Here is a 15,180-nt window from a genome sequence, read left to right as displayed (position 1 = left end):
TCCCCAGCCGATAGCGTTGTTAGAAACCAGAGCCCGCAACGGCCCAAGCCGAACATCCCACCGCATTGCAAGCGCGGACCTCGTAACCCATGAGAGGAATTTCGCCCGTGGGACCCCTTTCGACCAGTTGCGAGGTGGTGGTCGTATTCCACAGCTGTCCATTGGTGTAGCAGTGAACCTCGTACCGCGAGGCACCCGGCGAAGCAGTCCATGTCACGGTAAGGGTCTCGGTCTTCGAGTTTGGGAATGCGTCTTCCCCAACGACGTTCGTCGGCGGAGGCGGTATCAGCGACACCGTGACGGTGGCCGAAGTGCTGCCAGGACCGCAGCCACCCGCATTACAAGCCCGGGCGTAGTACGAATACGTGCCGTTCCCTTTGCCGCCGGTAGACCAGGAGGTTGCGCCATTTTGCTGCACGAGGGTCCAGCCACCACCGTTGATACTTTCGTAAAGGGGATAGTTCGTCGCACCTGACACACCCGTCCAGGAAACCGTGTAGCTTCCGCTGGTGTTGGTGGACGGTGCGCTCACTACCGGCGCACCGCTGGGGGCCAGCGTGACGACCGCGGCCGTACTGGTAACGTAAGCACCACAGCCATTCGAGTTACAGCCGTGGGCGCGGAACACATAGTTACCGGAGTTCGTCGCAGTCCATGCTGCCGACGTCCCGCCGCCCGTATAGACCGTGGTCCAGGCGCCCCCATCGATGCTCTGCTCCAGACCATAGCTGGAGGCATAGGCCGTGGCGCTCCATGAAACGGCGATGGGACCGTTACTGGTGGCCGGCACGGATATCGATGTCGGCGCGGGTGGCAGATGAGAGACGACGACAGCGTTGGATAGTGTCCACGTGCTGCAGAAAGCGCTGTTGCACGCACGCGAATGGTATACGTAGCCCCCATCAGCGGGGTTAGCGATCGTTGTCGTCAGCGCGGTACCGCTATAGACGCCGCTCCATGCGCCGCCATTAAACTGCTGCTCGACTTCGTACCGCGTCGTGTTCGCTGATGCCGTCCACGACACACTAATGGACCCAAGGTCCGGCGAGACAGTGGCCGTGACACTCGCCGGTGCGGCAGGTGCGGCCGCCGGCGGAGGGACGACATAGACCCCCGAGTCCTGAAGCACAACGCTGTCACCACCGAGAGACGACAAGCCCTCCACGTAAATGGTCTTGCCCACATGCGTGGTTCGTACCGCGTCGGTGAGGTTGATGGCATAGCGGTATGCGGTCCCCGCCGCGTGGCATTCCAGCCCGATGGACGCTTCACTTGCCGTGTTAGCCAGGTAGGTACCGAGTGCCGTTCCTACGCCAGGACCGCCACCCACGTAGACGCGCACCGAAATCGAGGCGGTACTCCCGTCGGAACATGCCCAGCCATTGAGCGTCGCGTTGGCGCCCGCCATCGCAACGCCGTCGACGCGACCGCGTATCGTATCGATGACATTCTGCGTTGAGGCGACCAATTGTTTGCCGAGATAGATGTAGTCGGTACCCTTTTTCGTCGTCGGGTCGAATTCCCACATCAACTGACCCGCGCCGTTGTACGCGGAATAAGTCGACGCGGACGCGCCCGTGCGAGTTTGTCGCACGCGCCTGCCGGCGGTGTCGTAGAGGTAGGTAGCTATCCCATCGACGGAGGTAAGGCGCTCGCCAAGGTCATACTGCAGCGTCGATGCGCCGCGCCCGGTCGTGTTGCCGCGGTCGTCGTAGGTAAAAGGTGTGCTCACCCGGTCACGTAAGACCGACGAGAGGCGGTGCGTAACGGTGTCGTAGTAGTAGATTACCTTCGAGACATCCGCTCCGGGCTTCGTCGTCAGGATCAAGGCAATATTGTTGATCGAGTCGTAGCCATACGTGTCGGTTCCCCAGAGATTCGGCGACGTTGACCCGGCAAGTCGGTTCGCATCGTCGTAGGTCATCGTGCGGCTGCGTTGGCCTCCGACGGTGAGATCGGCGATGGCAGTAATGTTTGCGACCGGATCGTAGGTTAGGTCCTCGCTGATGGCCAGCGTGGCTCCTTTGCCGTAGGTGAAATTCGAAAGTGAGGTTCGTAGATTTTGCTGCGCGACATAGGTCGCCCCGCTACCCAATGTGAATGACTGCACCGCGCCGTTGGGGAAATACGTCACGCCGCCAGCGTAGGGACCGACTTGACCTGGCCGCCCCAGCGCGTCCGGCGCGTACGCGACAACTTTCCCGTCGGGATAGGTAACGCTGCTCATCGACGCTGCTGCGTCGTAACCATAGGTAAGAGGCCAGTTGTAGCCGTCGATGGAGAGGTTCTCCGTCGTAAGCAGACCGAGTTTGTTTCGACCAAATGTCCACGAGACCAGGCCAGACGTAGCGGTCGCCGGATTGCCTGCGGCATCGTAGGTAAACGACCGCGCCGGCGAGCCATCCGGGTACGCTACCGACGTGAGCCGGTTCATGGCATCGAAGCCTCGCGTTACTTTTACTCCTGGCGTTGCGACCTGATCCTGGCCGCATCCTGTGTCAGAAATCGTTACGCCCTTGGCCGTCCATGTCACGTTGTCGGCCAAATCGTAATTGAGAACCGTGCTCGCTGTTTCCGGCTCTACCATGCGGCACAGCCGGTGTGCGCTGTCATAGATGAAGGATTTCGTGGCGCTTTGGCCACCGCCGAGCTGGGTCACGCTGGTGGGATCGCCGTAGATATTACGAACGATTCGTTGCTCGATGCTTTCAGGCGCCAACACATTCGTGGGCGTCTCATAGGACGGTTGATCGAACACCTGGAAGGTCGACACGGTGACCTTGCCGCGGGGGTCGGTTACCTGTTTGCGCGCGCCGGAAAGATAAGCGAACGCCGTCGTCAAATCACCAAGCTCGGATGATTGCCGGGTTTGCGTTTCACGACCAATGACGTCGAACGCATGCGCAACGCCCATGCCGATCGCTGCGAGGTCCACGGCCCCGTTGACCGGGTAGGATTCGAACGTCGTGTTGCCGCGCCAGTCATAGGCCGTCCGCGTGGCGATATGAAGCGCCCCATCGCTCGCGCGATAGCGCCCGGAAAGCACGGGCCGCAGCATGGCATCCATGATGGATACCTCGGCGCGTTCGCCTTGTGTGCTCGTCCGGCGCCAATGCCCCCCTGCAACGCCACGCTCGTTACCGACAAACTCGTAGGTAATGACCTTCGGCGCCCAGGCAACCGTGTCACCGGCCGGATAGGTAATTTGCGTCAGTCGGCCAATACCGTCGTAGGCATAGCTGACCGTATTGCCCAGCTGGTCGGTCAACGAGGTGACTTGTCCCAGGTCGTCGACGATCGCGCTTTGCGTGGTGCTGTCTGGATGCGTGACGCTCTGCGGGATGCCGCGCTTGTAGTTATCGAGGTGGGTTGACCGGTTATTGGCATCCGTAAAGGCGGCAAGGTTACCCTGTGCATCGAAGGCATAGGTCATCACCTTTCGGCCGAACGTATAGCGCTCCAAAGGTGTCACTCGTGCCAGGTCGTAAACGGTTCTGGAAATCGTCTCGCTTTCGGTCAGGTTGTCCTTCTGCGCCTCCAGCCCCAGCACCCAGTGCGGGGCGTCGTCCAGATACGTGGTCTGCTCAGTCACCGCGGTCTGTCCCGCAATGCCTCCTCCGCGAATGACCCGGACAGGCCGCGCAAACACATCGAACATCCCTGGAGTAACCTCCCAAATGTAGCTATCGCCATCCTGCTGGATCGTGCGCTTTTTGACGGGTGAGATGGTTTCCGCCTGATCCTTGTTCGCGCCGGCCTGAAGGTTATCGCCGAGCCGTGTCGGCCATGGACCGGCGGCGGGACTTTCGTATTCTGTGATTTCTGAACGAACCAGTGTCGAACCTACGGCTTGGACATAGGTGTCCTCTTGCTTCAATTGCGTTTCAGTCGCGCCAAACTGGTTGCTGAAGGTATGGCGGATGGCGCTGCCATCCGGATCGGTCTCGTCGGTCCATACCGTGGTTGCGCAGCCGCTAGCGACGCAGTCGTCGTGCCAGCTTTGATTTGGCGGCGAATAGGCGAACGACCAGCTCTGCGTTCCCATGCCCGCACCGGTGTATTGCTTCTGGATGAGCGCTTGTGACGAGTAAGCGTGTGGCGTACGAATGAACTGTGCGCCGCGTTCGAATATGCATATCTTCGGCACGTCCGAACGACCGCGAAGCGTGGCGCCAAGCGTGAATGTTCCGGAAAGCCCGGAAGGATGGGTCAGCGTCGCCGTGCTCTGCGGCGAGGCGCCCTGGACGGAATACAGGCATCCGTCGTAGTTGGGCCGAAGATCGCCTGACGATAGCGACAGGGCGATCATGTTGGCGAACGTCCACCTGGACCCATTCGGGAGGGTCACATCCGATAGGACCGGCTCATCGGCTGTGCCACCGTAGGTGTAGTGCCAAGTGCGCGAGCCGGTCGCACCGTTCTGGGTAATGTCCGTGATGCGCTCACCGAGCGGATAAATACCGGCCGAATGCTGCCACTGCGCATACGTGAACGTCACGCTCCGTCCATCGCTGGCTGTAACGGACGTCAGGCGATTGTTTGCATCGTAGCTATAGATCAGTGCGTTCCCGAAGCGGTCTTCCGCGCGGGTGGCTAGCAGGGACACCATGCGACGCTTGAGTGCGCCGCCACCCGGATGAGCAATGCCCGCCGCGTTGCGGTACACGAGGCGATCGAGCCAATACTTCGTGCCGTCGGGTGCGACCGCAAGAAATCCTTCGCCCGGCTGTCCATTCGACGTGGCTGGCAGGCATCCCAGCACCCAATTCTGTTTCGTCACACCCGAAAACGTCATGGCACTGCCATTCGACAGTGTCATCTGAGGGATTCTGTTGTTGCCTGCATCACGCTTGAGAACGTCTTGCGTCCCCGCACCGGGAATCTTGAGCTGGATGCCGTGCCACCAGACATCCGCCTCCCAGGTCACCCCTTCTTCGCCCGGTTTCGTCGCCACATCGATCGGCCCGGCCGCATCCAGAGCGCTGCACCGATTCGGCTCGTCCAGGAAGTACCACACATCGAAGTTATGCCCTGGGCCGAAACTGCCCTTGGCTTCCGCCGACAGCGTCTCGATCTGCGGCACGGACATGTCCCAGTCGCTGAAAGCGTTGTGGGCTAGCTCGAATACATAGGCATTGGGACCACCTTCTGGCCGGCCACGTATCGTGCGCTCGACGATGATGGGCAGCCCCGTACCCTTCGCCTCCACGTCGATCTGCGTGAAGGACACCGTCCCGTCATAGGTGCTGATGGACTCGCCGAAGGCGTTCGGCCCCAGGGGCTGGATGTCTTCGTTTACCCGGAGGAGCTTCTTGTATTCCGACTCGATTGAGACGGTTTGCCCGAGGGCAACTGAGGCGCCAAGTACAAACACGACCATCAGCACGCTACGGGCAAGCCGCAGCACATCACATCGGATCATCGACATTCCCCTGTTGCCTGCCGGCCAGCGAATCACGAAGCGCACGAATGACGGGTGGCAGGCCGCGGAGGAGTTGGCTTGGACGCCCGGATCGCAGCTTTATACGAATGCGACGCGCGTCACAATCACAAGCTACCCGCCAAATGGCGACCTCAGTCGGAACGATGCGTAATATATCGCTACATATCGCAACATATTGCGACACGTTCGAGGCATGACATGCTGGTCGTGTAGGTGTACGCCTACACGTAGAGAGGGGATTCGCTGTCAAGAGACGCGCCCTGGGTCGAAAGCGGACGCTTAACCAGACGATCGATCAAACCCATTCGAAAATGGCCGCTCGACGGTCAGCAAGAGCACACATCACAACATGTCATGTCCCCAGCACACTCGACTCAACTTGCGACAGTTGTCAGCGACACCGGAGTAACCAAGAATTGTCATTTCGTACCAACCGTGGCCCCTAATTCCGTCTTTAATCCTTCTAACGCGGGATAATGCGACATTATCCCATGTCACTTTTGATCATGTACTTGCTGAACACATGCTATTGAGTATTACGTAATTACATGGTATGTAATACATTACGTTATTCATCGGAGAGGGCTATGGCGCGCGCTGGCTTGTACAAATCCGAAGTTGAGAATGCCCGCGATAGTCTTATCGCGCAGGGCAAGCACCCCTCGGTGGACGCGGTTCGCGTCGCCCTTGGCAATACCGGCTCCAAAAGCACCATCCACCGTTATCTCAAGGAGTTGGAGGCGGAGGGCACGACGACGCCACCCGCCGGCGTTGTGATCAGCGACGCGTTGCGACACCTTGTCGCCCAGCTCAGCGCTCGGTTGGCTGAGGAGGCCGACACGCGAATCGCCGAGATCCAAGCCCGTTGCGACGCCTCCGTGCAAAAAGCCGCCGAGGCGCTGGCTGCCCAGGAGCGCGAAGGCCGCGCCCTGAGCGATCGCCTCCAGCGGATGGAAACCGCCTTGCAGCAGGCGACTCAGGCACACCAAGTCACGACCGATGCGCTGCAGGAGCGGCACACCCAGGTGAAAGCGCTCGAAGAACGGGCCGCCGGCCTGCAAGCGCGGTTGGCGGAGCAGACGAGCCATATCCAATCGCTCGAGCAAAAGCACAGCCAAGCGCGCGAGGCGCTGGAGCATTTTCGGCAGTCCACGAAGGAGCAGCGGGATACGGAAGCTCGTCGTCACGAACACCAAGTGCAGCAGTCGCAGGTCGAACTGCGTCAGGCCAACGAGTTGATCACCACGAAGAATCACGAGGTGATGCAACTCAATCGCGACAACGCACGACTCACCGAACTCCATGGCCAAAGCGATCACGCCCTGCGCACGTTGCGGCGGGACCATGAGCAATTGGCCAAGGTGGCCGACGAGGTGCCTGACTTGAAGCGGCAGGTGGACGCGCTGGGCAAGCAGATTGTCCAGGTGACCGTGGAACGAGATCATCTCCGCCAGGAAGGGGAGCGTCACCTTGTGGACTTGGCGACGGAACGGGACGCTCGTCTTGCCGAGCGCGAGGAGCGTCGGCAAGGTGAAGACCGCCTGCAAGCCATCGAAACCCTGCTGACCCAACTCACACCCAACGCACCCGCGGCGGAGTAGCCATGAAGCATGCAGATTTTCATATCGGTTTAGAGTTCGTCGCGAGCGCCGGCTTTCGGTGGCGCTGTACAGATGTAGGCACCCGGACCGTCCTGGCCATCCATTTGGATCGCGACATCCCGGACTGGTACCAGGGGCCGCCGTATATCGCGAAAGAGGTGGTATTCGACGAACAAGATATCGAGCGCTGCCATCTCACGCATGAAGAGGCACTCGTCACCACCGTACGAGTACATAGAACGGACGCCCACCCAGGCTATCCGGGAGACGCGGTCAAGCGGATGATGGAAGCTCGGCATGCGCACCACTATCCGCATGAAGGCGTGCTGCGTTTCGACCGGCGCCGATCGGACGGGGAGATCCTCCATCCTTATGCCGGTCGGAAAGAAGGGGATGCCTGGATGGTCGACATCTATCTCCCGTTCCAAAACACCTACGACGTTATGGGCGAGCGCGATTTCATCGCGTTGCCACGGGCATCGGCCCAAGATGTTCGGTTGCGGGCGGGCAAGCCCCGCAGCGCATAATCGCCGATCACAAATGATGCGAAGGAAAGCAACGAGTGAACCATGAAGAGGTCAAGCCCGGCTTGCGCGTGCAGATCATGAACAAGACAAAATATGGCGAGTACCGCTGGCTGGCACCAGCCGAGGTGCTTAGCGTTGTGCATCCTGATTCAGGCCGTCCCAACATACGGATCATGGTTCTCGACGGAGCAGCTGACGTCTATCACAGTGTCGACCCGGCCGACCTGGATTACGAATAGAGAAACCGAGCAATTGTTGAGTGCGCACCGGCAAAGTTGACAGGGGAATTTTATGCCATCCGAAAAGGTCACCAAGATACTGATGAAGCGCGGGTTATTGGAAACGGAGATCGCTGCGATGTCCGAAACCGCTGCCTGGGATCATGTCTATGCGACGGCTCCGCCGAAGCGCGAGAAGGGACTGGAGGTGTGTTTCACGGGCTTTATAGACTCGGAGAAAGCCGAGCTTGTAGCCCTCGCCAAAAGGGCCGACATGTCGGTGGTAACCAAGGTGACGATGGGCCTCTTTATGCTGTGCGCAGGCGCCACCCCGGGTGCTGCCAAGATGAAGCAGGCAACCGCTCAGCGCGCGCGTATTGTCAGCCGAGAGCAGTTGCAGGACTTCATCCACACTGGCGAGCTGCCAACTTAACGACAATGCAGAGCATCAGAACCAACAGATGTTTGGCCAAAGCCCTTGTAACGATATCCTTTAAGAACTAATAACTTAAAGGCGGTATTGCCGGTTTTTGTACGAATCCCTGCCAACCCTCATATCGACCAGCCGGGCTACTACGCGCATCCCTGATGTTCGACGAAAGGGCGCTCTGTATTCGAGCGCCCTTCCCTGTCTTCGGTCTGCAAACCACCATGACTCGTCATGCGGAAATCAATTGGTTTTCGGACTCGTCGACGTAACGCGAATAGGTGAGTTCGACAGCACCGCCGGGAAGCAACGTAGCGGTAACCGTCAGCTTGAATTGCTCCGGCGCGGAGGCGACGAAAACATCAGGACTACCCGGCACTGGCTTGAATTCGGAACCCTGGATTTCAACGCCACATGGCAGATCGGGAAGACCTGCGCCCTTTCGCACGTACAGGCCAAGTGTCGGTTTCTTCGGGTTGATGTAGAGATCGAATTCCTGCATGAGCGGCTCCTCTCTCACTTATCGCCAGGTGCAAGAGGTGACGGATCGGCATTTTCCACCGGCACATTGGCGAGGAACGTCGCGGACGGCACAAAGAACAACGTGCCCGTTACCGCCCTGCTGAAGTCGAGCAGGCGGTCGTAGTTGCCTGGCGGTCGTCCGACGAACATGTTGACGAGCATCTGTTCGATCCGGGCCGGGGATCGCGCGTAGCCGATGAAGAAGGTTCCGAACTCGCCCTTGCCCACATCGCCGAATGGCATGTTGTCGCGCACGATTTCCAGCTGCTCGCCGCTCTCTTCAATAGTGGTGAGGACGTTGTGTGCGTAAGCGGGTTTGGCGGCATCGTCCAGTTCGATATCCGAGAGCTTCTTCCGCCCGATGATCCCTTCCTGTTGCTCGACGGGCACGGCGTTCCAGGCCTTCAGGTCGTGGAGATACTTCTGCACGATGACGTAACTCCCGCCTGCGAAGGCAGGATCCTCGTCGCCAATGATCGTGGCATCGAGGGCATCCTGATCCACCGGATTCTCGGTGCCGTCGACAAAACCAAGCAGGTCGCGCTCGTCGAAGTACTTGAAGCCATGCACTTCATCCACCGTGGTAACGGCATCGCCTATGCGGCACATGATCTGGGTCGCCAGTTCAAAGCACAGGTCCATATGCGTGGCACGGATGTGGAAGAGTATGTCTCCCGGTGTGGAGACAGCGTGGTGTTCGCCTTTGATTTCCCGAAACGGATGCAGATCGGCTGGCCTTGGCCTTCCGAAAAGGCGGTCCCAGGCATCCGACCCGAAGCCCATGACGCACGACAGGCGCCTGTCCGGGTTACGAAACCCGATGGCACGCAAGAGAGATGCCAGATCGCCGCAAAGCGCTCGCACGGGTTCGTTACATTGCATATCCGGCTTTAAGGTCACCACCAGAAAAATGGCGGCGTGCGTAAGTCTGGCGGCAACCGGCTGCGTAATAACGGAAGGCACTATCCACTCCTTTGATTGGGGTTTCGACACATGTTATAGCGCCATAAGGCGCCCGCGCGGGTCAACAATCAATCCACCTCGATAATGATTTCGTTCACCCCGAAGCCCTCCCATGCCCGATGCCCCGGCCACGGTTTCCAGAAAAGAATCCAGCATGACCGTTCGACTCAATTTCTCGCCCCCTTGATTTCATAAGGTGCATCATCCAAGCCCTTTAGCCCGCGCCAGATAAGGAAAATGCCATGAACGACAAGCCCACTATTGTTCTGGTCCACGGTTTCTGGGGAGGCGCGGCTCACTGGAACAAGGTCATCCTCGAACTGTCGCGCAAGGGGTACGACTCTCTTCGGGCTGTCGAACTTCCGCTAACCTCGTTGGCGCTGGATGCGGAGCGCGCACGGAAGATGGTGGCGCAACAAGCCGGTCCGGTGATTCTCGTCGGACACTCGTATGGAGGCGCCGTCATTACGGAAATGGGAGATATGCCGAATGTGATTGGCCTTGTCTACATTGCCGCGTTCGCGCCCGATGCGGGCGAAAGCCCAGGGGGCATCAGTCAGGCTCACGCACCGGCAGCCTTCGCGAATCTGGCTCCCGACAGCGATGGATATCTCTGGATCAAGTATGAGAAATTCCGCGAAAGCTTTGCGCAGGACCTCTCCGAGGATGAAGGTTTAGTGATGGCGGTTGCTCAGAAAGCCCCGCTCGCCTCCACGTTTGGTGACGCGATCACCACGCCTGCATGGAAGAAGAAGCCTGTCTGGTATCAGATATCCAGCGACGATCGCATGATCAATCCCGAGAATCAGAAGACCATGTCCGCGCGCATGAATCCGAAGAAGGTCATTACATTGAAGGCGAGTCATGCCTCGCTAGCGTCGAAACCCGTGGAAGTCGCGGCGCTCATTGACGAGGCAGCCATCGAAGCCGTGAAAATCAAGTAGCGATCGGCAGCGTCGATAACTAAAGGGAAGCAATCATGACGAACGACTACGACGGGATCGTCCGGGACTCCAGCCCCAGCGGCACGGGCTGCGTCGAGTGCCTGAATACGGGCGCATGGTGGCTGCACCTGCGCCGTTGTGCCGAGTGCGGCCACATCGGTTGTTGCGATGCATCGCCGAACCAGCATGCCACGAAGCATTTCGAAGCAACGGGCCATCCGGTGCTGACCAGCTTCGAACCGGGTGAAGACTGGTTTTACGATTATCGAACCAAAGAATTTTTCGACGGTCCCCCGCTTCCTCCTCCACATGCCCGCCCTCAAGGTCAACCGGTGCCCGGCCCCAACGGGAAGGTGCCGGCCAACTGGGAGAATTTCCTTCGCGGCTGAGCCGGATCGGGGGCGATGTTGTCGAACTCGCTGTGCTACCGCAGACTGTCTCGACACTGGCATTTCAGGTAGCCCGAGCAGCCATGCCCCGTATTTCCCACACACCCCACTCCGTGCTCAATCCGGGCACCAACCTGCCCTGGCATGCCCACGCACATGCCTATGCCACCCTGGTTCTGGAGGGCGGTTACGAGGAAGCGGGCGAATGCGGACGCTGGCGCGTACAGGCCGGGGACGTTCTGTTCCATGCCCCCTTTTCCACGCACGCGAACCAGGCCGCAGCGCGCGGCGCCAGGTTGCTCAATCTGTCGATGCCCGATTCGGTGCGTCAATCGACATGCGGTACGGTCGACGACATGGACCTGCTCGTTCGTCTGGCCGAGCGCGATCCGCTGGAAGCTACGGCGGCGTTAATGCTGAACTGGCAACCGGCCAGGTCGAAACTGCTCGATGCACCGGACCTTCTGGCCCAGGCGCTGTCGGACCCGGACGCCATGGGTGTGCAGGCCTGGTCGCGGCAACAGGGTGTTTCGCGGGAAACGGCATTCCGTTGGTTTCAATCCGCCTATGGCGTTGCACCGACTCGCTACCGCATCGAGGCCCGGGCACGACGGACATGGAGGATGATCGTCGAGGGCACCGACGAACTCGCCGACATCGCGGCATGGGCAGGCTATGCCGATCAGGCCCACATGACCCGCGACATCAAAGCGTTTACCGGACGAGCACCCGGCGCCTGGCGTAAAAACCGGTCTGCAACCTTCGTTCAAGACCCGGGCCGTGAATGACGCCATCGTCGGCCCATGACCGACTCGACATTGCAGCGCCCGTTCTTCGCAGTCACCGGACTCAGGTTCCGCCTCTGGCCGATCATTCTGGCCGCCGTGCTGATGCAGGCCATGTTATGGCCAGCACGCGAAGCGGCGCGCTGGCTGTTCAGGCACTACGGAGACTGGTTTCACCATCAGGTATGGGCCTTCGTCGGCCTTGCAGAGGTGTTCCAGATCGTCGCAGGACTCCTGGCCGTCCTGATTATGCGGTCGCTGCTACCGCAAGCCGACCCGCATCTTCGCTGGGGAGCCAGCCGACGCTATCTGGGCCTGTCTCTGGCCATCGGCGTGTTCATGGCCGCGGTCATGCTGGTCGCCGATTACTGGCCACAGTTGCTCAACCATACGGCATTGCCGAATACCTATGAAATGACGCCAGTCGGCATGCCGGGCTGGCTTGCCGTGATGCTTCTTGCAGGCCCGAACGAAGAGATAATTTTTCGCGGTGTCCTGGTCGGCATGTTGACCGTGCTCGTACCCGGCAGGGTACGTGCCGGGCGGTTCGACATACCGGTTTCGGGCGTCATCGTCGGACTGCTGTTCGGCGCGGCCCACTACAACAGCTTCTTCTCCGATCCGCTGTACCAGGCCATCGCGCAGCAGATCTATGCCTTTGTCTGGGGATTGATCTATGTGTGGCTAATGGAACGTTCGCGCAGTCTGGTGGGGCCGATGATCGCTCACGGCGTCAGCGATTTTGTGGAGGTAGGCGCGGTGATGCTGTTGAGCTAGTGCGGATCGGCACGCCGGTTCACTTACTCCTTCATCGAAACCAGTCGTAAGAACGTCTCGTGCTGGTAACGGCTCATACGCAATTTCTGGCCGGTATCCATGGTGACGACGTGATAGCCGTTGAACCATGGCTGGATGGCCTGCACCCGGCGAACGTTGATGATTACGGAGCGATGGACACGTGCGAAACGCCTCGGATCCAGGCGTTCGCCCAGCGCGGTCATGGTTTCCCGCAACTCGTGTACGCGATCTGCCAGATGGATTTCGACGGTATTGCGGCTGGCCCTGATCCAAACGATTTCGTCGACGTCGATGAAAGTGATTTTCTCATCCACGCGTACGGGAACGCGTTCGAGGTAACCCTCGCGACGACGCAGAGCGTCGAGCACCTGCTGGATCGACTCGGTACCCCGTGTGCTGGTATCCGTCGCGGACAGCCTCGTCTTCGCGCGCTGCAGCGTCTGGGCGAAGCGATCGCGACTGAACGGTTTCACCAGGTAGTCGACGGCATTCGCCTCGAATGCGCGCACGGCATATTGTTCGAAGGCGGTGACGAATACCGTTGCCGGCATGCGTGCGGCGCCAATGGTTGCCACGACATCCATGCCGTTGATCGCGGGCATCTGGATGTCGAGGAACACCAGGTCGGGCGATTGGTTGCGTATCGCCTGTACCGCCGACACGCCATCGCCGCACTCGCCCACCAGTTCGATGTCGGGATCGTCGCGCAGCAGGCGTACGATCGCGTGGCGTGCGATCGGCTCGTCGTCCACGACAATAACGGCGATGCTCATAAGGTCACTAGCTCGGGAGCGTCATCGATATCCTCGATCTCACGGAAGGGCAAGCGAATACGGCATACCACCCCTTCTGGCCAGATCATGTCCAACTTCACCTGCCCTGCATCTCCGTAGAGCTCACGCAGGCGAAGCGCCGTATTCGACAGGCCGACGCCATGCCCTGCCCTCCGATGCACGGCCGTGGGTCCTGCCTTCAGCGTACTGTTGCGGTTTCGGACTTCGATGCACAAGCTGTCGCCCTCGCGACGACTCTCAATTTCAACGCAATCCGCACCCACGCGCTCGCCGATGCCGTGAGTGATAGCGTTTTCTACAATCGGTTGAAGGATCAGGCTCGGTACCGCGCAGTCCAATGTGCCCGGGGCAATATAGATTCGCGTCGACAGACGGTCCTTGAAACGCATTTGCTGAATACCGAGATAAAGATCCAGCAGCTCCAGCTCGCGTCGCAGGCTGATCTCCTGACCGTCGTAGTCCTCGAGAAACGCGCGCAACAGATCGCTCAGGCGAAGCAACATGTCCTCGGCGGACATCGCATCCTCCTTCAGCAGAGTAGCGATGGCGTGCAAGGTATTGAACAGGAAATGGGGCTGAAGCTGCGACTTCAGCGCCTGCAGACGCGATTGCGCAAGCTCCGACGCCATCCGGCTCGCCTCCACCTCCCGGTGGATTTTTTCGGCGTGGAACTGTTGGGCTTGCTGGATGGCGAACAGGGACCAGTAAGTGAGCAGGCCCGTTGCGAAATGCTGGCCCAGGAACTGTTTGACCTGCTCCTCGAACGAGCTGGGCTCGAAGAATGTGGAGATCAATGCTCCGATCAGCAGCGACAGCAGTGTCACACCCACGCTCACAGCCAACGGCTTGACCAGACTACGCAGGCGCACCGCACCCCGGATCGGATACCTCGAGGCCAGCCGGAATACCGTCGGTGCCAACGCGGCCCACGTGTACCACTGAATCATTGACCAGCGCAGGTAGTCGAGCAACGACCATGTCGGCCCACCAAGCAGGTCGCGTTGATAACGCTGAATCGCAAACACCACGACCACCAGCGTCCACAGGCCAATGTAGCGGGACAGACCGATTTCCGTCGTGCCGAGACGAACCTTCATTGCAGAGTGCCTAAATGGATAGTCGGCCCATCTTAGGCGGAGCGTTCGGCGCAGAGAAGCGATTCCCTTCCGGCACTACGATTCGCCCCCGCACCGATACGATTCGTCCCGAACGCGTTGCGTGGAGCACCTTCAATCCGGCCCGATAGGCACGTCACCCACCCGCCTACCCGGAGAAACCCTATGTACTCGCCCCGTGCCGTTATCGTCGCCATGCTCGTCGCCGCAGCCATGCTCCCGGTGACCGCCCTCTCCGCGGATGTCACGCAACCTGCTGTCTACAGCAAGCCGGCGCAGCTCTTTACCCTGGTGAATGTCACCTTCGACAGCGTGACCGCGCTCGCCATCGCGCCCGCCAAAAGCAACGCCTTCGAAAACATCGTTCTTGGCGAACCACTGCAAGGCGGCCTGACCTCGACCACGGTCCACGTGCCTGCGGGTGGTTGTCTGCGAGATGTCCGGGCAACGTTCCGGGACGGACATAGCCAGGTATTCCCTGCTATCGATGTGTGCCGGTATCACAGCATGCGCCTGACGGCGCGCGGCGCCTGACAGGATCGTGCAACCCAGCCGCGTTGACTTCCAAGGCGTCAAGTGCCAGCGACACGTCCGACCCATTCTCCTTCGATCGTGGCCCGCCCTTCAAGCTCGAGGCCTACCTCGCGAAAGAAA

The 15,180-nt window shown here is 59.8% G+C and carries 14 protein-coding genes; 9 read left to right on the top strand and 5 right to left on the bottom strand.

Annotated features, from left to right (window positions below; genetic code table 11):
• Positions 1–19: 19 nt before the first annotated feature.
• Positions 20–5,422: a hypothetical protein gene (locus AC3IR3_RS10100; RefSeq protein ID WP_489196747.1), complete on the bottom strand. Its 5,403-nt coding sequence runs from the start codon at positions 5,420–5,422 to the stop codon at positions 20–22.
• A gap of 623 nt (positions 5,423–6,045) precedes the next feature.
• On the opposite strand from AC3IR3_RS10100, the gene AC3IR3_RS10095 reads away from it, so the two are divergent.
• From AC3IR3_RS10095 to AC3IR3_RS10080, 4 genes are read left to right on the top strand one after another with little or no spacing between them, the layout of a single operon-like run.
• On the top strand, positions 6,046–7,044 hold the full coding sequence (locus tag AC3IR3_RS10095; RefSeq protein ID WP_489196746.1) for a DNA-binding protein: 999 nt from the start codon (positions 6,046–6,048) through the stop codon (positions 7,042–7,044).
• A gap of 2 nt (positions 7,045–7,046) precedes the next feature.
• The gene (locus AC3IR3_RS10090) at positions 7,047–7,571 is read left to right on the top strand and encodes a hypothetical protein (RefSeq protein WP_489196745.1); all 525 of its coding nucleotides are present in this window, start codon (positions 7,047–7,049) and stop codon (positions 7,569–7,571) included.
• Positions 7,572–7,606: 35 nt separating this feature from the next.
• A complete protein-coding gene (locus AC3IR3_RS10085; RefSeq protein WP_489196744.1) occupies positions 7,607–7,810 on the top strand; it encodes a hypothetical protein in 204 nt (67 codons plus the stop codon).
• A gap of 52 nt (positions 7,811–7,862) precedes the next feature.
• Positions 7,863–8,222, top strand: coding sequence for a BRCT domain-containing protein (locus AC3IR3_RS10080; protein WP_489196743.1), 360 nt, complete (start codon positions 7,863–7,865; stop codon positions 8,220–8,222).
• Between the two features lie 226 nt (positions 8,223–8,448).
• On the opposite strand, the gene AC3IR3_RS10075 is transcribed toward AC3IR3_RS10080, so the two are convergent.
• On the bottom strand, positions 8,449–8,718 hold the full coding sequence (locus tag AC3IR3_RS10075; RefSeq protein ID WP_489196742.1) for a hypothetical protein: 270 nt from the start codon (positions 8,716–8,718) through the stop codon (positions 8,449–8,451).
• A gap of 14 nt (positions 8,719–8,732) precedes the next feature.
• The gene (locus tag AC3IR3_RS10070; RefSeq protein WP_489225042.1) at positions 8,733–9,620 is read right to left on the bottom strand and encodes a Dyp-type peroxidase; all 888 of its coding nucleotides are present in this window, start codon (positions 9,618–9,620) and stop codon (positions 8,733–8,735) included.
• 323 nt (positions 9,621–9,943) lie between these two features.
• Here AC3IR3_RS10070 and AC3IR3_RS10065 point away from each other — a divergent pair, with 323 nt between their 5' ends.
• The 4 genes from AC3IR3_RS10065 to AC3IR3_RS10050 all read left to right on the top strand — a co-directional run bounded on the left by AC3IR3_RS10065 (position 9,944) and on the right by AC3IR3_RS10050 (position 12,596).
• A complete protein-coding gene (locus AC3IR3_RS10065; protein ID WP_489196740.1) occupies positions 9,944–10,645 on the top strand; it encodes an alpha/beta hydrolase in 702 nt (233 codons plus the stop codon).
• 35 nt (positions 10,646–10,680) lie between these two features.
• Positions 10,681–11,034: a UBP-type zinc finger domain-containing protein gene (locus AC3IR3_RS10060; protein ID WP_489196739.1), complete on the top strand. Its 354-nt coding sequence runs from the start codon at positions 10,681–10,683 to the stop codon at positions 11,032–11,034.
• 83 nt (positions 11,035–11,117) lie between these two features.
• Positions 11,118–11,822, top strand: coding sequence for a helix-turn-helix domain-containing protein (locus tag AC3IR3_RS10055; RefSeq protein ID WP_489196738.1), 705 nt, complete (start codon positions 11,118–11,120; stop codon positions 11,820–11,822).
• Between the two features lie 15 nt (positions 11,823–11,837).
• Positions 11,838–12,596 (top strand): CPBP family intramembrane glutamic endopeptidase, encoded by a 759-nt coding sequence (locus tag AC3IR3_RS10050; protein ID WP_489196737.1) that lies wholly within the window; start codon positions 11,838–11,840, stop codon positions 12,594–12,596.
• Between the two features lie 23 nt (positions 12,597–12,619).
• On the opposite strand, the gene AC3IR3_RS10045 is transcribed toward AC3IR3_RS10050, so the two are convergent.
• On the bottom strand, positions 12,620–13,390 hold the full coding sequence (locus AC3IR3_RS10045) for a LytR/AlgR family response regulator transcription factor (protein WP_489196736.1): 771 nt from the start codon (positions 13,388–13,390) through the stop codon (positions 12,620–12,622).
• Positions 13,387–14,508: a sensor histidine kinase gene (locus tag AC3IR3_RS10040; RefSeq protein ID WP_489196735.1), complete on the bottom strand. Its 1,122-nt coding sequence runs from the start codon at positions 14,506–14,508 to the stop codon at positions 13,387–13,389. The genes AC3IR3_RS10045 and AC3IR3_RS10040 overlap by 4 nt, the downstream gene beginning before the upstream one ends.
• 183 nt (positions 14,509–14,691) lie before the next feature.
• Here AC3IR3_RS10040 and AC3IR3_RS10035 point away from each other — a divergent pair, with 183 nt between their 5' ends.
• Positions 14,692–15,060: a hypothetical protein gene (locus AC3IR3_RS10035; protein ID WP_489196734.1), complete on the top strand. Its 369-nt coding sequence runs from the start codon at positions 14,692–14,694 to the stop codon at positions 15,058–15,060.
• Positions 15,061–15,180: the final 120 nt, after the last annotated feature.

Source organism: Luteibacter sp. GL_149, from assembly GCF_057834065.1.
Note: the sequence above shows the minus strand (reverse complement) of the source record. Positions and strands in the feature narration are given on the sequence as shown.

Bases quoted from the DNA above. Each gene is read 5' to 3' on its own strand.
- AC3IR3_RS10080 (WP_489196743.1), top strand. From the start codon at position 7,863: ATGCCATCCGAAAAGGTCACCAAGATACTGATGAAGCGCGGGTTATTG.
- AC3IR3_RS10060 (WP_489196739.1), top strand. From the start codon at position 10,681: ATGACGAACGACTACGACGGGATCGTCCGGGACTCCAGCCCCAGCGGC.
- AC3IR3_RS10065 (WP_489196740.1), top strand. From the start codon at position 9,944: ATGAACGACAAGCCCACTATTGTTCTGGTCCACGGTTTCTGGGGAGGC.
- AC3IR3_RS10045 (WP_489196736.1), bottom strand. From the start codon at position 13,390: ATGAGCATCGCCGTTATTGTCGTGGACGACGAGCCGATCGCACGCCAC.
- AC3IR3_RS10070 (WP_489225042.1), bottom strand. From the start codon at position 9,620: ATGCAATGTAACGAACCCGTGCGAGCGCTTTGCGGCGATCTGGCATCT.
- AC3IR3_RS10100 (WP_489196747.1), bottom strand. From the start codon at position 5,422: ATGATCCGATGTGATGTGCTGCGGCTTGCCCGTAGCGTGCTGATGGTC.
- AC3IR3_RS10075 (WP_489196742.1), bottom strand. From the start codon at position 8,718: ATGCAGGAATTCGATCTCTACATCAACCCGAAGAAACCGACACTTGGC.
- AC3IR3_RS10035 (WP_489196734.1), top strand. From the start codon at position 14,692: ATGTACTCGCCCCGTGCCGTTATCGTCGCCATGCTCGTCGCCGCAGCC.
- AC3IR3_RS10055 (WP_489196738.1), top strand. From the start codon at position 11,118: ATGCCCCGTATTTCCCACACACCCCACTCCGTGCTCAATCCGGGCACC.
- AC3IR3_RS10090 (WP_489196745.1), top strand. From the start codon at position 7,047: ATGAAGCATGCAGATTTTCATATCGGTTTAGAGTTCGTCGCGAGCGCC.
- AC3IR3_RS10040 (WP_489196735.1), bottom strand. From the start codon at position 14,508: ATGAAGGTTCGTCTCGGCACGACGGAAATCGGTCTGTCCCGCTACATT.
- AC3IR3_RS10050 (WP_489196737.1), top strand. From the start codon at position 11,838: ATGACCGACTCGACATTGCAGCGCCCGTTCTTCGCAGTCACCGGACTC.